Below are 23045 nucleotides of genomic sequence, written 5' to 3'. Positions count from 1 at the left end.
TCTGAATTTCAGAGGTTTTTTTATAGTTTAGATTTAATAAAAGGCATATAAAATCTTAAAGGTTTTTCTAAAAATTAGACAAAAAAAAGAGACACATTTCTGTATCTCTTCTTGAGGCATCGTCCGGATTCGAACCTATATCTTTAATTAATTTTTCATAAAAATTAGACATAAAAAAACCTCTAAATTGCTTTAGAGGTTTTAGAGGCATCGTCCGGATTCGAACCGGAGTAGGAGCTTTTGCAGAGCCCAGCCTAGCCGCTCGGCCACGACGCCATTGCTTGAACGGATGGCAAAAGTAACCAAAATCTTTAAAATTCAAAAGTTTAAATACAACTATTTTAAAAATTTAGCTTTTAGCTTTATAAAATTATGCTCTGATTTCCGTCATTTTTATAGTAACTGATTCAACATCACCACCAATAGGAGGATTAATCTTAGAAACTGAAACTGTCGTTTTTTCTACAGTTTCTATCTCATTAAGTATACGATTATTGATTCTTTTAGCTACATGCTCTAATAAATGTGAACGAATTGCCATTTCTTCGGTAACAATTTTGTTCAAAAGTACATAATCCACAGTATCGGCTAAATGATCAGTTTTTGCTGAATGCTGTAAATTGGTTTTAATTTTTAAATCAACAGTGTAGTCTGAACCAATTTTTCCCTCTTCAATCATACATCCGTGGTAGGAAAAAGTTCGGATGTTTTTTAATTTTATAATTCCCATTTTCTTTTTGTTTCAGGTTTAAAGTTTCAGGTTTTGCGCCACTTAAATAACTTTAAACCTGAAACCTGAAACCTTTTTTTTATCTTTGCTAAAATTACTATAAATAATGGCATCAGAAGATAAATCACTCAATTTTATTGAACAAATCATAGAAGAAGATCTGAAATCAGGTCTTTCAAACACCAAACTTCGTTTTCGTTTTCCACCGGAACCAAATGGTTATTTGCATATTGGGCACGCCAGTTCTATTGCATTAAATTTTGGTTTAGGAATTGATTATCAGTCACCTGTAAATTTACGTTTTGACGATACGAATCCGGAAAAAGAAGAACAGGAATTTGTTGATGCTATAAAAAGAGATGTAGAATGGCTGGGTTATAACTGGACAGAAGAACGTTATGCTTCAGATTATTTTCAGCAGCTATATGACTGGGCAGTTTTACTAATCAAAAAAGATAAAGCGTATGTTGACAGTCAATCTTCTGAAGATATGGCAATTCAAAAAGGAACTCCATCGACTGAAGGTGTTGACAGCCCGTTTAGAAATCGTTCTGTAGAAGAAAATCTAGACTTGTTTGAAAGAATGAAAAGCGGCGAATTTGAGGCTGGAACTCATATTCTTCGTGCTAAAATTGACATGAAATCTACTAACATGTTAATGCGTGATCCCATCATGTACAGGATTTTGCACAAACATCATCATAGAACAGGGGATACCTGGAAAATTTACCCAATGTATGATTGGGCACACGGTCAAAGCGATTATTTAGAAGCCATTTCGCATTCATTTTGCACACTGGAATTTTTGCCTCATCGTGAATTATACGATTGGTTTTTAGACCAGATTATTGATGAAAATCTGATTCGTCCAAAGCAAAGAGAATTTGCAAGACGCAACTTATCTCATACGGTTGTTAGTAAAAGAAAATTACAGCAATTAGTTAAGGAAAAGCATGTTAAAGGTTGGGATGATCCTAGAATGTCAACTATTTCCGGATTAAGAAGACGTGGTTATACTGCAGCTTCATTGCGTAATTTTGCTAACACAATTGGTATTGCAAAACGTGATAATTTGATTAATGTATCGGTTTTAGAATTCTGTATTCGTGAAGATTTGAACAAAATTGCACCTCGTGTAATGGCTGTTTTAGATCCTGTTAAGCTAGTAATTACAAATTATCCGGAAGGAAAACAAGAGTGGCTTGAAGCTGAAAACAACCAGGAAGATGAAAATGCAGGTTTCAGAAAAGTACCTTTTTCCCGTGAATTATACATTGAAAGAGAAGATTTTTTAGAAGATGCTCCGGCTAAATATTTCCGTTTGACTTTAGGAAAAGAAGTACGTCTTAAAAATGCGTATATTATTAAAGGAGAAAATGTTGTAAAAGATGCAGCAGGAAATATTACAGAAATTCACGTTACGTATGATACCGATTCTTTAAGCGGAAGCGGAACTGAAGCAAGCCAGAGAAAAGTATCCGGAACATTGCATTGGGTCTCAATTCAGCATGCTGTAGAAGCAGAAGTTCGTTTGTACGATCGTTTGTTTACTGATGAAGCTCCGGATAGTTATAAGGATAAAAATTTCCTTGATTTTGTAAATCCAAATTCGTTAGAAATTGTTACGGGATTTGTAGAACCAAGTTTAGCAACAGCTCAAAATGAAGATAAATTTCAGTTTCAGCGTTTGGGTTATTTTACTGTTGATAAAGACTCAACTCCTTCAAAATTAGTATTTAATAAAACTGTTGGATTGAAAGATGCCTGGGAAGAAAAAGGTAAAAAAGAAGAAAATAGCATTAATAATTCTTTGAAAGATATTAACAAATATTTCAAAGTTGAGACGAAACAGGAAAGAATTGCAATTGAAAATGCAATAGGGGAGAGCATAAAAAATGTTTCTAGTTTTTCATTATTGCAAAATTCTTTAAAGAAGAATATCAATAATAATAAAGCTTCATTGTTGTTTTCTCAATTTTTATTGAAATATTCAAACTGGAAATCTTCGGATTTTGAAGATGAGGATATTAAAAAATTATATACCATGTCTCTCAGAAGTGAATCGACTTATGTGAGATCGAAAGCACTTTTGAATTTAAGAGATATTGAAAATTCAGATTTAAGAAATCAATTTGAAGAAGATATTTTGAAATCATATTCAAATCCACCAAAAAATGCTTCGGAAAGAGAAATTGAAATTCTCGCTGAAATGACGAAGAAGTAATATCAATATTATTTATTAAAAGCGCTTTTATTAGCGCTTTTTTTTATTATTTATTTTTTCTATTATAAAGTTAAAAATTATAATTTTAATAGATTAAAAATAACCTTCATAAACTGATTTTAAGACATTTTTTAATTACTTCCGATTCATTTATCATCTTTCTAAAAATAGTTAAATAGAAAGCTTTATTTTAATTTTCACTTCCATTTTATGCTCTTTTAACGCTTATCAACATTGAATTGTTGATAAAGTTTAAAACGAGATTTTATTTTCATTTAATTCAGAATATAAAACTTCAAAAATCTATTTTTATATATATCAATTTTATTTATCAATTAATTTAAATTTTAATATTTTAATTATTATTTATAAAAACTATCAAATTTTAAAAATATATAGTTTATTTTAATTGAAATTAACCTCCATAAATTAATTTTAAGACCACTTTTAATTTCTTTTATCATATTAATCATCTTTTGAATTATTATTGATTTAATGACCTAATTTTAATTTTTAACCTCAAATTTGCCAGTTTAACGGGTTGTTAACATTCAATTGTTTATAAAGTCAGTATTTTTATCTAAAGGTCAAATATGAAATTTTATAATTCAGAAAAGAGTATCTTTATTAATCACTTTAAATTTTAATATTATGTCAAACAATTCAAATACGATTGCAGCGATTTTAGCCGGTGCAGCTGTAGGTGCAGCGATAGGAATTTTGTTAGCTCCTGATAAAGGCTCAAACACAAGAGCAAAAATTAAAGAAAATCTGGGAGATACTGCCAACAATTTAAAAGACTCCTTAGAAGCAAGTTCAGAAGTTTTGCGTGAAAAATTTGCAAGTGCTACAGAGAATCTTGATGGAACTTTTGATGAATTACTTTCAAATGTAAGCCATAAAACAGAAGAAGTTATTTCTTTTTTAGAATCTAAACTAGCTGATTTGAAGACGCAAAACGCTAAATATCAAAAGTAATAATCCAGGCAACACAAAGCATACCTGATTTATAGTTGATACAATTTTTTTATAATATTTGATATTCAATTTGTAATCAGTTTGTTTTGTGTTTCTTTTTTAATGAAATTTAAAATTATGGCTTTTGAAGAATTAAAAGAAAATACAGAGAATATTCAGGAAACTACCAAAGCTTATATTGACAGTAATTTAGCGTATTATAAACTCTGGGGATTTAAGGTCGCGATGAAATCAACAACTTTAATTTTTAAATTTACTTTGATTTTATTGTGTTTTAGTATGGTTCTTATTTTTGGATCTTTTGCCGCAGCGTATGCTTTTGGTTCTTTATTTAAAAGTAATGCACTCGGATTTTTAGCAGTAGGAGGGATCTATTTTGTGTTTACAATTTTACTTTTTTTTATAAAAGACAAGTTTGTTGAAGGTCCGATTTTAGAGAAATTTTCAGAAATCTTTTTTAACGATTAATTTATGGAAGTAAAAAAATACTCATCGTATGCTGAAATAGAGAAGGATCTTGAAATTTTGAAACTCCAAAAAGAGATCAATTATCAGAAATTAGTTTTGAGTTTTCAGAAAACGAAGGAAAGCATTACTCCAGAAAATGTACTTGGTGGAATTTTTTCTTCATTCAAAGATTACATTTCAAATTCTTACGGAAGCATTTTGCCATCAATTTTACCTTTTATAATCAATTGGTTTTTAAATAAAAAAAGAGGCAATTAAGCCTCTTTTTCATTTTTTGTATTATTTAATTTCTGGTTGAATATCATCTTCGTAACCAGATTGTGGCAGAATTGGTTTTGGTTTTTCGACTTTTTTATTGTGTTTTTTCATCATTTCACCAACCTGGTTAGATGCTGAGAATGAAGCAACCATGTTATTCAACATGTCACTTCCGGCTTGTGGAGAATTAGGTAACAAAATTAAATTAGAATTAGCATCAGCTCCAATTGCTTGTAAAGTATCATAATGTTGCGTAACAACAATTAAGGCAGAAGCTTCCTGAGAATTGATTCCGACATTGTTTAAAACTTCAACACTTTCTACTAATCCTCTGGCAATTTCACGACGCTGATCTGCAATACCCTGACCTTGTAAACGTTTACTTTCTGCTTCGGCTTTTGCTTTTGCAACGATTCTGATTCTTGAGCTTTCAGCTTCAAATTCAGCAGCCGTTTTTTCTCTGTCGGCAGCGTTGATTCTGTTCATGGCATTTTTTACCTGGATATCAGGATCAATATCAGTAACCAAAGTATTGATAATATCATATCCATAAGTAGACATTGCTTCGTTTAATTCACGTTTTACAGCAACTGCGATATCATCTTTTCTTTCAAAAACATCATCTAATTTTAGTTTCGGAACTTCGGCACGAACCACATCAAATACATAAGAAGTTATTTGATCATGCGGATATTCAAGTTTATAAAAAGCTTCATAAACGCTTTCCTGAATCACTTTAAATTGAACAGAAACTTTCATTTTGATAAAAACGTTGTCTTTGGTTTTGGTTTCAATGATAACATCTAATTGTTGAATCTTAAGATTTACACGTCCTGCAATTCTGTCAACAACCGGAATTTTAAGTTGCAAACCTGAATTTCTAACACTCTGAAATTTTCCAAATCTTTCGATAATTACAGAGGATTGTTGTTTTACTGTAAAGAATGACGATAGGAAAATAAAGAATGCAATTACAAAAATGATAATGAATGGGATACTCATAGTGATATTGATTTAAGTTTTTAGGTTTGGTAAATTACGAAATTTCTTCGGGTTTGAATATAAAAAAACGCTAAGAACATTTTATTAATGTTACTTAGCGTTTGCATTTTGAAAGTATATTTTTTTACAAAGAACTTATTGCCTTCTGAATCCTAGATATAGTTTCTTCTTTCCCGATGATTTCTACAATGTCAAATAGGTGAGGACCTTTTAAAGCTCCAACCAAACTCAAACGGAAAGGCTGCATCACTTTGCCCATTCCGATTTCGTTTTTAGTTAACCAGTCTTTTACAATTGCTTCAATATTTGCTGAATCAAAACCATCAATATATTCTAGCGTTGAAATCAATTCCTGCATTAAAGCCGGTGTTTCTTCTTTCCAGTTTTTGCTTGCTTTTTCATCGTATGATGTTGGTGCATGGAAAAAGAAATCTGTTAAATCCCAAAAATCAGAAACGAAATTAGCTCTTTCTTTAATCAACGAAACAATTCTTGTAGCGTCATATTTAGAAACGTCAACACCTTTTTCTACTAAAATAGGAGTGAAGCTTTTCGCTAAATCGGCATCATTTTGTTTAATTAAATATTGGTGATTGAACCATTTGTTTTTCTCAGGATCAAATTTTGCTCCCGCTTTATGCACTCGGTTTAAGTCAAAAGCTTCTACTAATTCTTCTAAAGAATATAATTCTTTGTCTGTTCCATCGTTCCAGCCTAATAATGCAAGGAAGTTTATAACTGCTTCTGGGAAAAAACCATTCTCTCTGTAACCAGATGAAATGCCTTCTTCCGTTTTCCATTCTAATGGAAACACTGGAAATCCTAATTTATCACCATCTCTTTTAGATAATTTGCCATTTCCTACCGGTTTTAAAATCAAAGGCAAATGTGCAAATTCCGGAGCATCCCAGCCAAAAGCTCTGTACAATAAAATGTGAAGTGGCATAGAGGGTAACCATTCTTCACCACGAATTACATGTGAAGTTTCCATCAAATGATCATCAACAATATTGGCCAAATGGTACGTTGGCATTCCGTCACTTTTAAACAAAACTTTATCATCAAGTAGATTCGTTTCGAACTTAACATCACCACGGATGATATCTTTTAAATGTAAAGTTTCATCCACCGGAGTTTTAAAACGGATCACATAATGTTCTCCATTTGCAATTCTCTTTGAAACTTCATCAGCAGAAATTACCAAAGAGGTTTGCAATTTTTCACGGTTTGTATGATTGTAAATAAATGTTTTTCCTTCTGCTTCTTGTTCTTTTCTTAAAGCATCAAGCTCTTCCGGAGTATCAAAAGCATAATACGCCCAACCAGAATTGATCAGCTGATCTGCATATTGTTGGTATAATGCTGCACGATCACTTTGTCTATACGGACCAAATTTTTCATTTTTCCCAACGGTTTCTTCAGGAGCAATTCCTAACCATTCCAAAGCTTCCATAATATAAGCTTCAGCTCCCGGAACAAAACGCGTTTGATCTGTATCTTCAATTCTTAGATAAAAAACACCATTGTTTTTTTTGGCAAATAAATAATTAAATAAGGCAGTACGAACGCCGCCAATATGTAAAGGTCCTGTTGGACTTGGTGCAAAACGCACACGAACTTGCTTTGACATTTGTTTAAATTTTGATGCAAAGATACAACTCTGAATTAGAAAATTAGAAAATGTGTATAATGAGATAATGTCTTGTTTGTAGCTTAATTGACTAATTTTCTAATTGGTCATTTTCTAATTAAAATTACTACTTTTATAGGTTATAAATCAAACAGATTCATTTTGAAAACAACGTCTGCCATATATCAAAAGCTGGAAGCTTTTATTAAAAAATATTATACGAATGAATTGATAAAAGGAATACTTCTTTTTACCGGTTTTGGACTTTTGTATTTTTTATTTACGCTTTTTATTGAGTATTTCCTTTGGTTAAAACCTTTCGGAAGAACACTTTTATTTTGGGTTTTTATAGGAGTAGAAGTTTTTCTTTTGTTTCGATTTATTCTGTTTCCAATATTTAAGTTGTTCAAACTTCAAAAAGGAATTGATTATAATCAGGCTTCGGCTATTATTGGAAATCATTTTACAGAAGTAAGTGATAAACTAACGAACTTTTTACAGCTTTCGGCTTCTGAGAATTCAGCAGAAAGTTCAGAGTTGATGTTGGCTTCTATAGAGCAAAAAGCAAATTCATTGCAGCCAATTCCGTTCAGCAATGCCATCAATTTTAATTCAAACAGAAAGTATTTGCCATTAGCAATTATTCCAATTTTACTTTTTGTAGTGTTTTATATTTCAGGAAATAGCAATATTATTTCTCAAAGTTTAAATAGAGTAGTGCATTTTAATGCTACATTTTTACCTCCGGCGCCTTTCAAATTTGTAGTTCTAAATCAAAATTTACAAACAGAACAGAACAAAGATTTTGTTGTAAAAATGGAATCTGTTGGAAACATCGTTCCCGAAAATGTCATGATTCACATTGGTGATGAAAGTTATTTTATGGAATCTTCTCAACCAGGAAAGTTCGAATTCAAAATTGAAAAACCAGTTGATAATGTTTCATTTTCTTTTGAAGGAAATTCAGTTTCCTCTCAGGAATATGAATTAAAAGTTATCACGGTTCCATCAATTGCCAACTTCGAAATGGTTTTGAATTTTCCTTCTTACTTAAAAAAGAAATCAGAAACTATTCAGGGAACCGGAAATGCAATCGTTCCTGAAGGTACTTTGGTAACCTGGAAAATGAATACACAGTCGACTCAGGAGATTGTTTGGAAGGATGAAAACGCAACTTTGAAGTTTAATAAAGCTGAAAATGAGTTTAAATTGAGTAAAAATATCGCTCAAAATACAGAATATCAAATTCTTACTTCTAATAAGAAGGTTAAAAACTATGAAAAACTGGATTATCAGCTGTCTGTTATCAAAGATCAGCATCCAACAATTACAGTTGCACCAGCTCCGGACAGTTTGAAATTAGATAAAAATTATGTCTTAGGAAGATTAGGAGATGACTACGGATTATCAAAATTGCAAGTAGTTTTCTACGAGCGCAACAAACCACAAACGGCAAAGCGTGGAACTATTCCGGTAAAGCAAGCTGTGTTCGATCAGTTCGTTTTTTCTTTCCCAAGTAATTTACCTGTAGAAGAAGGAGTATCTTATGAATACTATTTTGAAGTTTTTGATAACGATGCACCACATGGTTTTAAGCGTACTAAGTCTTCTGTTTTTTCAGACAGAGTTTCTACCACTGATGAAGTTCATGATTTGGAATTGGAACAGCAAAATCAAAACATAAATGGTTTATCTAAATCATTAAAAAATCAAACCAAGCAAATTTCTGAAATGGATAAAATCCAGAATACAGGAAAAGAAAAAGATAATCTGGAATTTAAAGACCAGCAAAAGATTAATGATTTTATTAAACGTCAGAAACAACAAGACGAAATGATGAAACAGTTTGCTGAGAAAATGAATAAGAATCTGGATAAATTCAAAGATGATAAAAAGGATAAAACAGCAGAAGATTTACAAAAGCGTTTAGAGAATGCTGATAAGGATTTAGAGAAAAATCAAAAATTATTAGACGAACTAAAGAACTTAAATGATAAATTAAACAGCGAAGAGTTGTTTGATAAAATGGAAAAATTCAAACAAATCAGTAAAAATCAATCCAGAAATTTAGAACAATTAGTTGAATTGACCAAACGTTTTTATGTAGAAAAGAAAGCAGGGCAGGTTGCTGAGAAATTAAATAAACTGGCAGAAAAACAGGAACAGCTTTCTAATAAAGAAAAAGAAAACACTCAGGACAAGCAGGAAGAAATTAATAAAGCTTTTGATAAAATTCAGGAAGATTTAAAAGACTTAAAAGAGGAAAACAAAACGTTAAAATCTCCTTTGGATATTCCTTCTGATGCTTCTAAAGAAAAAGATTTGAAAGATGATTTACAAAAAGCATCTGATGAATTGAATAAAAAAAACACTTCTTCGGCTAAGCAAAAACAGAAAAGCGCTTCTAAGAAAATGAAGAGTATAGCTCAACAAATGGACTCCAGTATGGAAAGTGGAGAACAAGAAAAATTGGAAGAAGATGTAGCAATGCTTCGTCAGATTCTGGATAATCTTCTGGCTTATTCATTATCTCAGGAAAATGTAATGAAACAATTTAAATCCATGAAACTTGGTTCTTCTATATATACGAAGAACATTAAACTACAACAGAATTTAAAACAACAGTTCAAACATGTAGATGATAGTTTGTTTGCTTTGTCTTTACGTAACCCAAAAGTAGCAGAAGATGTAACTAAGGAAATTGGAAATGTACAATATAATGTAGACAAGGCAATTGAATCTTTGACAGACGTTCAGGTTCCAAAAGGAGTTTCGCACCAACAATATGCTGTTTCATCTGCTAATAAATTAGCTGATTTTTTGAGTGATTTATTAAATAACATGCAGATGTCTATGTCTAAACCGGGCGCAGGAAAACCAAAACCAGGAGACGGACAAGGAATGCAGTTGCCGGATATTATTCAAAAGCAAAAAGGTTTAGCTGATAAAATGAAAGAAGGAATGAAGCAAGGAGAAAAACCGGGAGAAAAACCAGGTGATAAACCGGGAGAAAAACCAGGACAAGGACAAGGTGGAAAATCGGGCCAATCTCAAAATGGACAAGGCAAAGATGGACAATCTGGGAAAGATGGGGAAAATGGGAAAGGAGAAAAGAATAATAATGAAGGAGAAGATGGAGAAGGGGACGCTGAAAAGATAATGGAGATTTACAAAGAGCAAGTTAAACTTCGTGAAGAGTTGCAAAAAGAGTTAGCTAAAAAAGGATTAGATTCTCAGGGAAGATCTGTTATTGAACAAATGAAACAATCTGAAAAGCAACTTTTGAATAAAGGATTTAAGAATGAGAACCTGCAAAGAATCTTAAATATCCAACAAGAATTATTAAAATTAAATAATGCAGTTCAGCAACAAGGTCAGGATACGAAGCGTCAATCTGAAACAAACAAGGCTGAATTCACTAATAGAAGTAATGCGTTGCCAAGCTCATTATTGGATTATTTAAATAGTGTAGAGATTTTAAATAGACAATCGCTACCTTTGCGCTCAAATTTTAACCAAAAGGTTCAAGAATATTTTAATACCAAATGATCAATTTTAATTACGAAACAGATTTTAATTTAGAAAACGAAGAAGCCTTTACTGATTGGTTGAGCGCTGTAATTGTTTCTGAAAAGAAAAACGAAGGAGAAATAAATTACATTTTTTGTGATGATGAATATCTTCATAAGATCAATGTTGAATATCTGAATCACGATACATTAACGGATATCATTAGTTTTGATTATACAGTTGGAAACGAATTAAACGGTGATATTTTTGTTTCTATTGAAAGAGTAGAAGACAATGCAAAGGATTTCAATGTTTCTTTTGATGAAGAATTGAAACGTGTTCTTGCTCACGGTATATTACATTACTGCGGATATAAAGATAAAACAGACAAGGATGCAGAGTTAATGCGTTCCAAAGAAGATGAAAAAATAATAATGTTCCACGTGAAACGTTAACTTAAACAGCTCTTTTTAAAGTTTAGAATTTATGTTCCACGTGAAACATTGTTCTAAATTTTACATAAACAATTAAACGTTCCACGTGGAACGTTTTTTAAGTTTTAGGTTTTTATTGAATTCGTTCCACGTGGAACATGTAAATCTTTGTTTCAAATTTAATGCTTAATTAGTTCGTTGTTCCACGTGAAACAGTTTTAATTCGTAGTTAGTAAATCAGAAAGTGATAAAAATGTTTCACGTGGAACATGTCTCAGGTTTACCGAAAAGATGAAATATAAATAATGGAGATAAAATATATGTTTCACGTGGAACATAGTTCAGGGATAAATTTGAAACCTGAAACAAGATAAAGAATGTTAATTCTGTGAACTGACTTAACCGGTTTCCAGAGAATAATAAAATAAAATGTTTTTAGAAGAATACGATGTTATTGTGGTCGGTGCCGGCCATGCAGGATCTGAAGCTGCAGCTGCGGCTGCAAATTTGGGATCAAAAACTTTATTGGTTACAATGAGTTTGCAGAACATTGCACAGATGTCTTGTAACCCAGCGATGGGAGGAATTGCAAAAGGACAGATCGTTCGTGAGATTGATGCGCTTGGAGGTTACTCCGGAATTGTTTCAGACAGAACGGCAATTCAGTTTAAGATGTTGAATAAATCGAAAGGTCCAGCAATGTGGTCGCCGAGAGTTCAAAGTGATCGAATGCGTTTTGCTGAAGAATGGAGAATGATGTTGGAGGGAACTCCAAATTTAGATTTTTACCAAGAGATGGTAAAAGGTCTGATTATCGAGAATGGAAAGATAAAAGGAATCAGAACTTCGCTAGGAGTTGAGATTCGTTCGAAATCTGTTGTCCTGACAAACGGAACTTTTTTGAACGGATTGATTCATATTGGAGACAAACAATTCGGTGGAGGAAGAGCGGGCGAAAGTGCCGCTTTCGGAATTACCGAAGATTTGGTTGCTGTAGGTTTTGAATCTGGAAGAATGAAAACAGGAACGCCGCCGAGAGTCGATGGACGTTCTTTGGATTATTCTAAAATGAACGAAGAAAAAGGAGATACGAAACCGGATAAGTTTTCGTATTCTGATTTGACCGTTCCATTGACCGAACAAAGATCTTGTCACATGACATACACGTCATTGGATGTTCATGATATTTTGAGATCAGGATTTGATCGTTCTCCAATGTTCAACGGAAGAATAAAAAGTATCGGTCCGAGATATTGTCCTTCGATTGAGGATAAGATAAATCGTTTTGCAGATAAAGAAAGACATCAATTATTTGTTGAACCGGAAGGATGGAAAACTTGTGAGGTTTACGTTAATGGATTTTCAACTTCGCTTCCCGAAGATATTCAATTTAAAGCATTGCGTTCGGTTGCCGGTTTTGAGAATGTAAAATTTCTTCGTCCGGGTTATGCAATCGAATATGATTATTTTCCGCCAACACAATTGAAACATACTTTGGAAACGAAGTTAGTTGAAGGATTATATTTTGCCGGACAAATAAATGGAACAACAGGATATGAAGAAGCAGCTTCGCAAGGTTTGATGGCCGGAATAAATGCGCATTTAAAAGTGCATGAAAAAGCGCCGTTAATTTTAAAACGTGATGAAGCCTATATCGGAGTTTTGATTGATGACTTAATTACGAAAGGAACAGAAGAACCTTATCGTATGTTTACATCAAGAGCAGAATATAGAACATTGTTGCGACAAGATAATGCCGATTTCAGATTGACACCAATGTCGCATGAAATTGGTTTAGCTTCTGAAGCTCGTTTGCGCAGAATGGAACGTAAATTAAATGAGTCTGAAAAGATGGTTCAGTTCTTTAAAGAAACAAGTGTTTCGGTAGCAGAAACGAATCCGATTTTAGAAGCGAAAGATAGTGCACCAATTTCTCAGGGTGATAAAATGTTTAAAGTTTTTTCACGTCCGCAATTAGATTTGGAGGATATGATGAAATTTGAAAAAGTGAAAGCTTATGCTGAAGAAAATGAACTTGATCAGGAAATTTTAGAGCAGGCCGAAATCCAGGTTAAATATTCTGGTTATATCGAAAAGGAAAGAAATAATGCAGACAAACTTACTCGTTTAGAAGAAGTGAAAATACCTGAAAATTTCGACTATAATAAAATTAAATCTATGTCAATCGAAGCGAAACAAAAATTAAGTAAAATTCGTCCGATTACAATTTCTCAGGCATCAAGAATCAGCGGAGTTTCTCCGAGTGATATTTCAGTGCTTTTGATTTATATGGGAAGATAAAATAAATGTTTCAAGTTTCAGGTTTCAAGTTTTGTTGGAATCTGAAACTTGTTTTTATTTGTTTCTCGTTCCATGTGAAACTTGAAACCTGAAACAAAGAAAACCTGAAACAACTTTAAATTTGTTCCACGTGAAACACTGAATTTAATTTTAATGAAAATCATTAGTAAAGAGATTTTATCTGAAGAAGAAAAAAAAGTTTTGAGAGAACTCTGGAACGAGGAATATCCGGCACGATTAAATTGCAAAACGATGCAGGATTTTGAATTGTACTTAAACGGTCTTTTAAATACAAAACATTATTTGCTGCTTGATGATGAAAATAAAATTAATGGTTGGGCTTATACTTTTTTAAGAGAAAATGAAGATTGGTTTGGATTAATTTTGAATCATAAATTTCAGGGGAAAGGAAACGGTTCTCTTTTGATTAATTTAATTAAAAGCAAAAACAATAGCTTGAATGGATGGGTAAGCGATGGAGAAAATGACGTAAAACAAAATGGATTATTTTATAAATCTCCGATGCAGTTTTATTTCAAAAATGGTTTTACAATTATTCCGGAAATACGAATTGAAAATGAAAAATTATCAGCTGTAAAAATTAATTGGAAAGCTGAAAAGAAAATATAAATATTAAGAAAGAGAAACCCTAAAAGTGAAATTTTACTTTTAGGGTTTACTATGAAATTAAACCAAAATACCTATAATTTAAAAATGGACGTTTTAAACAAAAAACATTTTCTGACTGTAAAAGACCATTCAGTTTCAAAAGAAATTTTCGATTTGTATTATGATGAAAATCTGGATATGCTGATTACATCTCCGCAGCCGGATTTGGAAAATCTTGGAAGATATTACGAAAGCGAAGATTATATTTCGCACACAGATAACAAACGTTCTGTTTTTGAAAAAGCGTATCATTTTGTAAAAAACATAGCGCTAAAAAATAAACTGAATCTGATTAATTCAGAACAATCTCAAAAAGGAAAAATTTTAGATATTGGCGCCGGAACCGGAGATTTTTTATTAACTGCAAAAAATGATGGCTGGGAAACGGTTGGAGTAGAACCAAGCGTAAGAGCAAAAGAAATTGCAAGAGGAAAAGGAATTTCATTTGTAGAAGAAATCAGCGAACTTGAAAATAATTCTTTTGACGTAATTACGATGTGGCATGTTTTGGAACACGTTCCAAATTTAGAATTGCAAATCCAGGAATTGAAGCGTTTATTAAAGCCAACTGGAACATTAATTGTTGCGGTTCCAAATTTCAAATCCTACGATGCAAAACATTATGGAGAATTTTGGGCAGCTTTTGATGTACCGATTCATTTTTGGCATTTCTCGAAAAAAGCAATAAAATCGCTGTTCGAAAAAGTAGACATGAAATTGGAAAAAGTACTTCCGATGAAATTTGATTCTTTTTATGTGAGTCTTTTGTCAGAAAAGTATAAAACAGGAAAAATGAATTTCATTAGCGCATTTTTTATCGGTTTACGATCAAATTTAAAAGCGTCTTCAACAAAAGAGTATTCATCTCACATTTATGTCTTAAAAAACAGCTAAAACGTAAAATAAGCTTATTTAAAGCGTTTTCTTAAACAATGTGAGGGTTTGTGTTGTCTTTTTTGAGAAAACTGCTCTAAGAAAAGATATGAAAGCCGCTTTCAATAGTGATATCTTATTGTTGATTTTTAGTCCATAAATAAAACTAATATCATAAAATTATAGCATTTTTTGAACTTTATGTCTATGCTATTTATTTTTTTATATTTTTGTCTTTCATACATAAAAAATAGAAAATTCAGAAAATGAAAAAAGCATTAGTAATTATCGCGCTTTCGGTTTTAGTTGTTTCATGTAATAAAACAGCTGAAGTAAAGGAAGTAAAAACAGCTTACGTAGATACTTCGGTTTTGATGAAAGAGTACACTGAAGCAAAAGACCTTGAAGCAAAATACAAAGCACAATCAGAAGAAAAAGGAAGACAACTGCAAGCTGAGATAAATCGTTTCAAACAAGATGCTGCTAATTTTCAAAGTCAGGCACAGGCTAACGGTCAGGCCTGGGCACAACAAAGAGGTGCTGAATTACAAAAGAGAGAACAACAATTGGGTTATGCTCAACAGCAATTAGCTCAGCAACTGCAACAAGAAAGCGGAGTTGAAATGGATTCTCTTGTAAGCGGAGTGAAAAAATTCATAAAAGATTATGGCAAGAAAAACGGATATTCTTATATCTACGGTACAGGTGATGCTGCAACTGTTTTGTATGCTGAAGATAAATATGACATTACAAAAGAAATTATCAAAGCTTTGAACGATAAATACAAGGCTGAGCCAAAAGCAGATGACAAAGCTGCAACTAAAGAAGAGGCTAAGAAATAACAACCAAAATAACTAACTATTTTAAAACCTAAATCTATTAACAGATTTAGGTTTTTTTATTTATAAAAATGCGATACTTTTAGTTTTCAATATACGCCAGATGCAAAACGTTTCAGAAGCAGCAGCTTACACTTTACAATTCATCAATCAAACGCAGAAATCGATATTCCTGACGGGTAAAGCCGGAACAGGAAAGACTACGCTTTTGCGCGAAATAATAGCCACGACACACAAAAATACTGTAGTTGTGGCACCAACCGGAATTGCGGCCTTAAATGCCGGTGGTGTTACCATTCATTCTATGTTTCAGCTGCCATTTTCGGCCTTTATTCCGTCTTATGAAGCAAATCCGCAGTTTACTGATACTGTGAAATTTGAGAATAAAGAGTCTTTACGCAGGCATTTCAAAATGAACAATGTGAAGCGAAATGTAATCAAAAACATGGAGTTGCTAATTATTGATGAAGTCAGTATGTTACGCGCTGATTTACTGGATGCAATAGATTTTATGATGCAGACTGTTCGCAGAAATTCACACGCTTTTGGTGGAGTTCAGGTGCTTTTTATTGGCGATTTATTACAATTACCTCCCGTAATTAGGGATGAAGAATGGCGAACTTTGCGCAATTATTACAAAGGAAAATTCTTTTTTCATTCGCATGTAATTCAGCAAAACCCGCCGCTTTATATTGAATTATCTAAGATTTACCGCCAAACGGATGACTCTTTTATCTCGGTTTTGAATAATTTGCGGAATAATCAGATTTCTCCACAGGATGTTCAGTTTTTAAACCAATATGTGAAGCCCGATTTTGATTTAAAAAATAATCCTGGTTATATTACTTTAACAACGCATAATGCAAAAGCAGATTCTATCAATGAACAGTCAATAAATGATTTAGCAGGAAATGAATACTCTTATCTACCATTTATTGTTAGTGATTTTCCTGAAAAAATATTTCCTGTTGAAGAAAATCTGAAACTGAAAGTAGGTGCACAGGTAATGTTTGTAAAAAACGATTTATCGTTTGAAAAGCGCTATTTCAATGGAAAAATGGGTGTCATCAAATCACTTTCTCCGGAAGAAATCTTTGTCCATTTTCCTGAAGAGAATAAAACCATCGAAGTTGAAAAATATGAATGGAAAAATATCCGTTATAAAGTAAACGAACTTACAAAAGAGATTGAAGAGGAGGTTTTAGGCACTTTTGCACATTATCCTCTAAAATTAGCCTGGGCAATTACGGTTCATAAAAGTCAGGGCTTAACTTTTGATAAAGCTGCGCTCGACGTATCACAAGTTTTTCTTCCCGGACAAGCCTATGTTGCATTATCTCGTTTGCGTTCCTTAAACGGGCTTATTTTGCTTTCTCCGATGCAGATGAATGGTATTTCTAACGATCAGGATGTAATGGATTATGCTTTGAATAAAGCAACTGAAGACATTTTAGAAAAATCATTGCATTTCGAAACCAAAAATTTTATTCATAATTATTTGATAAACAGTTTTAATTGGACAGATTTAGCCCAGGAATGGCGTAATCATCGTTTTAGTTATAATGAAAATGCTGTGGCTTCAGAAAAATCGAAACATGCAATTTGGGCTCACAAACGATTAGAAACGATTGATCAACTTATAGATCCTTCGCAGAAATTCATTAATCAGCTTAACAAAATTTTCAATAAAGAAACGGTAGATTTATTTTTTGTTAAAGAAAGGGTAGAGGCGGCTTACGATTATTTCTTTAAGCCTATGGACAAATTGGTGACTGATATTTTACAAAAAATGGCTGAAATTCAAAAGTTTAAAAAAGTAAAAGAATATTACGAAGAACTAGCTTTTTTGGACGATTTGCAGACTAAAGCTGTTTTACGCTTGATGAAAGCTAAATTATTGATTGAAATTGTTGTTACCGGCGAAACCATCTGTAAAGAAAAGCTAACATCATCGGCTATAAAAAACTTTAAATCAAATAAGCTTGAGAAGATCCGGGAAGAGTATAAAATGAGCAATACTGACATTTTTAAGGCAGATGAGCCAGTAATTCGTTACTCATCAAAAAAGCTGGATAAAAACGAGTCTAAAACAGCCAAAAAAACTACGGTGGAGGAAACTTACGACTTATGGATTCAAAAGCGTTCTGTTCAGGATATAGCCCGTTTACGCACTCTTACAGTTCAAACTGTCGAAACGCATTTGATAAAGCTTATTCAGGCAAAAAAAATAGAGATTTCTGATGTTCTGCCTTATGACAAGATTTTAGCTTTGCGTGAGGCTTTTGAATTTTATCAGGAGGAATCCTTAAACGGACTTAAGGAAAAACACGGAGATGAATTTACATGGGATGAGTTAAAAATGTTTAAAGCAAGTATTAATTAAGTATCTTTAAGACAAATGTTCCACGTAAAACATGGATAATACTGAATTTGATTATGAAGAAATTAAAAATTATATGCCTGTTTCTAACAATGCATTCAATTAATTTAGTTGCAGGACAGGATTTAAAGCCAGAATATCAAAAGTTTATAAAGGCATTTATAGCTAATGTAAAAAATGACAAAAAAGAAGCAATTGGTGCTATGATTTCTTATCCGTTTAAAAGGGAATATCCTATTCCGACAATTAAAAATAAAGCGGAGTTTATAAAACGATATAATGAGATTTTTGATGCCATATTGAAAAGTGAAATCATTAAATCAGATCCGGCAAAAGATTGGTCTGAAGTAGGTTGGAGAGGAATTATGCTGAATCAGGGTACAATTTGGATGGATACTGATGGAAAATTGACAGCTATAAACTACCAATCCAAATTCGAAAAGGATTTTAAAAACAAAATAATTGCGAGTGAAAAAACAAAGCTGCATCCCTCAATTGCAAAGTTTAAAACTCCTGAATGTGTTTTAGAAACCAGTAAATTCAGAATCAGAATTGACGATTTAGGAAATGGAAATTACCGATATGCTTCCTGGTCAATTAAAAAGAGCATAAGTGAAAAACCTGATTTAGTAATTACTAATGGAAAATGGTTACCAGATGGAACTGGTGGCAATCATAGTTTCGAATTTAAAAAGGGGCAATATGTTTATGAATGTTATATCGCTCCATTACGTGAAAAAGGAGCAGCTCCAGCTCGTTTGATCATTTATCAAAATAAAAAGGAAATACTTTCACAAGATGCAAAAATAGTTTCCAAATAAAAAACCTAATCGTTTTTAGATTAGGTTTTTGAAAAGTTAAAATGATGCTCTAAGCTTGTCTAATTCTTTTTTCTGTTCAATTAATTTGAGTTCCAGTTTATGAATTTTAAGCTCTTGCTCACTTAATTTTATTTTTAGTTTCTGAGTTTCTTCTTCAGAATTTGATTTAGATGTAAATTTGCTGGCTATTTTTTCATTTACAGCTTTTTGTTTTTCTATTTTCTTTTCTGTTTTTTCAATAGATTTTTCAGCACTTTTTACCTCTCGCTGATGCTTTTCAATTCTTTTTTGCTCTTTGTCTATTTTCTTTTGATGTTCAGACGCTTTTTTAGCTTCCTGAATTGATTTTTCTGATGGAGAAGATACTTCTTGTGCAAAAAAAGACTGCGATGATAAAAGAAGGCTAAGAATAATAAATACTCGAATAGTAAATTTCATAATCTTTTTTATATAAAAATCAATAAACTAAATGTTGTTGTTTTAAAGTAACGAAATTTGATTATAAAGCTTCAACTAAAATCCAGGCATCCGGATTTTCTCCTTTTTGAATTTCTTTTTGTGCTTTTTCAGCTTCAGCCATTGTAGCATAGCTTCCGTACAAAACAGGAAATAACCCATGTTTATTTTCACCCAACATTCTTGCTTCATAACCATCTTTAATTAATTGGTTATAGGCTTTTTTTGCATTCTGTTGACTTCTGAAAGCTCCTGCAATAATATGATAAGGCATTGTTTTTTCTATAGCCTCAGTTTTTGAGGTATCAACAGAAAGTGTTACAGCAGGCATAGGATTTTGTATCAAAAAGGTAGCTTCCTGAATTTTGTTTTGTACTTTTTTCTGAACTGTACCTTCAACAATAAGTGTTTCTGCAGCAATTTGTTTTTGATATAAAGGATAACCAATACTTCCTGTTATTCCTAATCCCAAAACAAAAATGGCAGCATATTTTAAATAAGAACCTGAAGATTTTCTTTCCTGGTCAGTGTATAATGGAACTGGTTCATTCTTTTCGATTCTTTCTATTTCCTTTTCAAAATTTTCTCTTTTTACCAAAGGAGAAACAAAAGGACTAAGTCCAAACGAGGTGGTTAAATAATTATTTTGCTGTATAGGACTGAAAACTAATTTATTATCACTGTTTAAACGAATTTCACCAATATTTTTTAAATGTAAAATTCTATCTTCTTCTAATGCTTTTTGCCAATTTAAAATTTCAAAAGCAATGGCACTAACTGCAAAACCGTAAGATGTTTTTTCTGTATTAGCAATATGATTTGCCAGTAGCCCATCATTATTTTTGATTTGACTGTTGAAAGAGATCATTTTCTTAGGCGGAGAAAACGAATTTGTGCTTTCATTAAGCTGTGCAGACTGAGTTTCGGTCAAGAATGCACCAAATCCAGGAACCGTTACGCACTGATAACGATATAATAACTGCGAGATGTAAGTTTCGATTTTCATAGTAACAAAGTTATGCATCCAATATAGTTATCAAAATTTTATTCACAATTTTTATTAACAATCCATATATTTTTGCAGCTATTTATTTTTCAGTAAGTTAAAAGATTTATGAATTTAATATATGTTCTTTTTGTCTTTCAAAAATTTATTTTTTGAAAGAATTTACTTCTAATTATTATATTTGCCATAATGAAAGCAGATCTTGTTTTTAAGAATTTCATCCTTTAAAAAAGTATATAAGCCATGTCAGAACAAGATTTATTTTATTTATTAGCCTTGCTCAGAGTTGAGGGTGTGGGAGATATTATGGCTAAAAAATTATTAGCAAATTTTGGTAGTGCCGAAAAAATTTTCAGTGCAAAAACGAATCAAATTGCTGCTACAGATGGAGTTGGTTCAGTGCTATTGAAGAATCTAAAAGATAAAACTGTTTTTGAAAAAGCAAATAGGGAACTTGAATTCATCAATAAAAACAATATAAAAGTATCTTTTTTTAGAGATCATGATTACCCCGAACGTCTAAAACATTGTATTGATTGCCCGGTTTTAATTTTTTCTGCCGGAAATATTAATTTAGAAAATAAAAGAATCATTAGTATAGTCGGTACAAGGCAAATTACTTCATACGGAATTGAATTTTGCAGAACATTGATTGAAGATCTGGCTCCTTTAAACCCCATAATTGTTAGTGGTTTTGCATATGGTGTCGATATAGTGGCGCACCAACTTGCGATAGAAAACAAATTGCAGACTATTGGTGTTTTAGCACATGGATTAAATCAAATCTATCCCAAAGTACATAAAAAATATATGTCAAAAATGGAGGAGAATGGTGGTTTTATAACTGAGTTCTGGAGCTCAACCAATCCTGATAAAGAGAATTTTGTTCGACGAAACAGAATTGTTGCCGGCATGAGTGAAGCAACCATTGTTATAGAATCTGCAGACAGGGGAGGTTCTCTTATTACAGCCAATCTGGCCAATGATTATAATCGGGATGTTTTTGCCGTTCCCGGCCGTGTAACAGATAAATACAGTCAGGGTTGTAATCAATTGATTAAAACACAAAAAGCAAACGTGCTCACAAATGCTGCCGATTTGGTTTATATGCTCAATTGGGATATCGAAAACAAGTCAAAACCGGTGCAAAAACAATTGTTTGTAGATTTAGAATCAGACGAGCAAAAAATTTACGATTTCCTGCTTAAAAACGGAAAAGAACTGCTGGATATAATTGCACTTGAATGCGAATTTCCAATTTATAAAATATCAGGAATTCTTTTAAATATGGAGCTAAAAGGAGTGATTAGGCCTTTACCAGGGAAGTTATTTGAGGCGATTTAGAATTAAAACCCGACAAAATTTTCAAGCTGTCGGGTTTATAATATTTACTTTCCAAATCCAAGTACTTCACGAACTCTTTTCAAAACGCCATCAGCGACAACACCAGCTTTTGAGGCACCTTTTTTCAATAAGGCATCGACTTCTTCAAGGTTGTTTATGTAGTAATTGTATTTTTCTCTTTCTGTTTTAAATTTTTCTGTAATTAATTCAAAAAGAGCTTGTTTGGCGTGACCGTAACCGTAATTTCCGCCTAAATAATTGGCTCTCATTTCAGCTATTTGAGTTTCATTTGCCAGTAAAGAATAAATAGCAAAAGCGTTACAGGTATCCGGGTTTTTAGGATCTTCAAGCGGTGTACTATCAGTTTCAATACTCATAACCTGTTTACGCAAAACTTTATCATCCAGAAAAATATTGATAATATTATTGGCTGATTTACTCATTTTTCCGCCATTAGTTCCTGGAATCAGCATGCTGTCTTCATGAATTTTAGCTTCAGGAAGAACAAAAGTTTCTCCCATTTGATGATTGAAACGAGAAGCCACATCACGTGTGATTTCCAAATGCTGCAATTGGTCTTTTCCAACCGGTACAAATTCGGCATCATACAGTAAAATATCAGCCGCCATTAACATAGGATAAGTGAAAAGCCCGGCATTGACATCATCTAGACGATCGGATTTATCCTTGAAAGAGTGTGCCAAAGTCAAACGCTGAAACGGGAAAAAACAACTTAAATACCAAGATAATTCAGCCGTTTGTGCTACATCAGATTGTCTGTAAAATGTAACTTTATCAGGATTCAAACCACAAGCAAGCCATGCAGCTGCTGTACTATACGTATTTTCGCGTAATGTTTTGCCATCTTTTATTTGTGTAATCGAATGTAAGTCAGCAATAAACAAAAAAGGTTCGTTTGCCGGATTGTTTGATAATTCGATTGCCGGAATGATTGCTCCCAATAAATTGCCTAAATGTGGCGTTCCTGTACTCTGAACGCCGGTAAGTATTTTTGCCATTCTAGTTTTTTCTTATTTCTTAACCGCAAAGTTCGCAAAGTTTTTCGCAAAGCTTGCAAGGTTTATTTTTTTCTTCTGCAAAAATTAGAAAGTTTTTCTAAAA

At 32.5% G+C, this 23045-nt stretch carries 19 protein-coding genes and 1 tRNA gene; 13 read left to right on the top strand and 7 right to left on the bottom strand.

The features are described from left to right. Positions 1 to 205: 205 nt before the first annotated feature. Both DMB68_RS23360 and folB read right to left on the bottom strand, forming a co-directional pair. Positions 206 to 276 (bottom strand) — tRNA-Cys (locus DMB68_RS23360). Between the two features lie 94 nt (positions 277 to 370). Further along, positions 371 to 730 carry a dihydroneopterin aldolase gene (gene folB / locus DMB68_RS09330; RefSeq protein ID WP_110346426.1) on the bottom strand — a complete coding sequence of 120 codons (360 nt, stop codon included), beginning with the start codon at positions 728 to 730 and terminating at the stop codon, positions 371 to 373. A 106-nt stretch (positions 731 to 836) separates the two neighbouring features. Between folB and DMB68_RS09325 the strand changes: the two genes are divergently transcribed. From DMB68_RS09325 to DMB68_RS09310, 4 genes are all read left to right on the top strand, one after another. Next, the gene (locus tag DMB68_RS09325; RefSeq protein WP_110346425.1) at positions 837 to 2954 is read left to right on the top strand and encodes a glutamine--tRNA ligase/YqeY domain fusion protein; all 2118 of its coding nucleotides are present in this window, start codon (positions 837 to 839) and stop codon (positions 2952 to 2954) included. Positions 2955 to 3605: 651 nt separating this feature from the next. After that, positions 3606 to 3932, top strand: a complete 327-nt coding sequence (locus DMB68_RS09320; RefSeq protein ID WP_031453825.1) for a YtxH domain-containing protein — start codon at positions 3606 to 3608, stop codon at positions 3930 to 3932. Positions 3933 to 4049: 117 nt separating this feature from the next. Next, complete coding sequence (locus DMB68_RS09315; RefSeq protein ID WP_110347065.1) at positions 4050 to 4400, top strand: competence protein; 351 nt, start codon at positions 4050 to 4052, stop codon at positions 4398 to 4400. 3 nt (positions 4401 to 4403) lie between these two features. Further along, positions 4404 to 4658, top strand: coding sequence for a DUF6327 family protein (locus DMB68_RS09310; protein WP_110346424.1), 255 nt, complete (start codon positions 4404 to 4406; stop codon positions 4656 to 4658). 21 nt (positions 4659 to 4679) lie between these two features. On the opposite strand, the gene DMB68_RS09305 is transcribed toward DMB68_RS09310, so the two are convergent. Then, positions 4680 to 5660: an SPFH domain-containing protein gene (locus DMB68_RS09305; RefSeq protein ID WP_110346423.1), complete on the bottom strand. Its 981-nt coding sequence runs from the start codon at positions 5658 to 5660 to the stop codon at positions 4680 to 4682. A gap of 124 nt (positions 5661 to 5784) precedes the next feature. After that, complete coding sequence (gltX, locus tag DMB68_RS09300) at positions 5785 to 7290, bottom strand: glutamate--tRNA ligase (RefSeq protein ID WP_110346422.1); 1506 nt, start codon at positions 7288 to 7290, stop codon at positions 5785 to 5787. Between the two features lie 162 nt (positions 7291 to 7452). Between gltX and DMB68_RS09295 the strand changes: the two genes are divergently transcribed. From DMB68_RS09295 to DMB68_RS09260, 8 genes are all read left to right on the top strand, one after another. Next, positions 7453 to 10839: a DUF4175 family protein gene (locus tag DMB68_RS09295; RefSeq protein WP_110347064.1), complete on the top strand. Its 3387-nt coding sequence runs from the start codon at positions 7453 to 7455 to the stop codon at positions 10837 to 10839. Then, positions 10836 to 11255 carry an rRNA maturation RNase YbeY gene (gene ybeY, locus DMB68_RS09290; protein WP_110346421.1) on the top strand — a complete coding sequence of 140 codons (420 nt, stop codon included), beginning with the start codon at positions 10836 to 10838 and terminating at the stop codon, positions 11253 to 11255. Before DMB68_RS09295 ends, ybeY begins: the two co-directional genes overlap by 4 nt. 408 nt (positions 11256 to 11663) lie before the next feature. Then, positions 11664 to 13535 (top strand): tRNA uridine-5-carboxymethylaminomethyl(34) synthesis enzyme MnmG, encoded by a 1872-nt coding sequence (gene mnmG, locus DMB68_RS09285; RefSeq protein WP_110346420.1) that lies wholly within the window; start codon positions 11664 to 11666, stop codon positions 13533 to 13535. Positions 13536 to 13688: 153 nt separating this feature from the next. After that, positions 13689 to 14165 (top strand): hypothetical protein, encoded by a 477-nt coding sequence (locus tag DMB68_RS09280; protein WP_031453817.1) that lies wholly within the window; start codon positions 13689 to 13691, stop codon positions 14163 to 14165. An 84-nt stretch (positions 14166 to 14249) separates the two neighbouring features. Beyond that, positions 14250 to 15098 (top strand): class I SAM-dependent methyltransferase, encoded by an 849-nt coding sequence (locus DMB68_RS09275; RefSeq protein WP_031453816.1) that lies wholly within the window; start codon positions 14250 to 14252, stop codon positions 15096 to 15098. 245 nt (positions 15099 to 15343) lie between these two features. Beyond that, positions 15344 to 15919: an OmpH family outer membrane protein gene (locus DMB68_RS09270; RefSeq protein WP_031453815.1), complete on the top strand. Its 576-nt coding sequence runs from the start codon at positions 15344 to 15346 to the stop codon at positions 15917 to 15919. 100 nt (positions 15920 to 16019) lie between these two features. Next, positions 16020 to 18299, top strand: coding sequence for a helix-turn-helix domain-containing protein (locus DMB68_RS09265; protein ID WP_110346419.1), 2280 nt, complete (start codon positions 16020 to 16022; stop codon positions 18297 to 18299). 89 nt (positions 18300 to 18388) lie between these two features. Further along, complete coding sequence (locus DMB68_RS09260; RefSeq protein ID WP_231131632.1) at positions 18389 to 19117, top strand: hypothetical protein; 729 nt, start codon at positions 18389 to 18391, stop codon at positions 19115 to 19117. Between the two features lie 36 nt (positions 19118 to 19153). Here DMB68_RS09260 and DMB68_RS09255 read toward each other — a convergent pair whose 3' ends face one another. Both DMB68_RS09255 and DMB68_RS09250 read right to left on the bottom strand, forming a co-directional pair. Continuing rightward, positions 19154 to 19555, bottom strand: a complete 402-nt coding sequence (locus DMB68_RS09255; protein ID WP_110346417.1) for a hypothetical protein — start codon at positions 19553 to 19555, stop codon at positions 19154 to 19156. A 61-nt stretch (positions 19556 to 19616) separates the two neighbouring features. Continuing rightward, the gene (locus DMB68_RS09250; protein WP_110346416.1) at positions 19617 to 20579 is read right to left on the bottom strand and encodes an HU domain-containing protein; all 963 of its coding nucleotides are present in this window, start codon (positions 20577 to 20579) and stop codon (positions 19617 to 19619) included. A gap of 243 nt (positions 20580 to 20822) precedes the next feature. On the opposite strand from DMB68_RS09250, the gene dprA reads away from it, so the two are divergent. Beyond that, the gene (gene dprA, locus DMB68_RS09245; protein WP_110346415.1) at positions 20823 to 21923 is read left to right on the top strand and encodes a DNA-processing protein DprA; all 1101 of its coding nucleotides are present in this window, start codon (positions 20823 to 20825) and stop codon (positions 21921 to 21923) included. 44 nt (positions 21924 to 21967) lie between these two features. Here dprA and trpS read toward each other — a convergent pair whose 3' ends face one another. Beyond that, positions 21968 to 22942: a tryptophan--tRNA ligase gene (gene trpS, locus DMB68_RS09240; protein ID WP_110346414.1), complete on the bottom strand. Its 975-nt coding sequence runs from the start codon at positions 22940 to 22942 to the stop codon at positions 21968 to 21970. Between the last annotated feature and the right edge of the window lie 103 nt (positions 22943 to 23045).

The sequence above is a fragment of the Flavobacterium hydrophilum genome (assembly GCF_003202405.1).
Taxonomy (GTDB): Bacteria; Bacteroidota; Bacteroidia; order Flavobacteriales; family Flavobacteriaceae; genus Flavobacterium; species Flavobacterium hydrophilum.
This window is presented reverse-complemented; position numbering and strand designations above follow the sequence as displayed.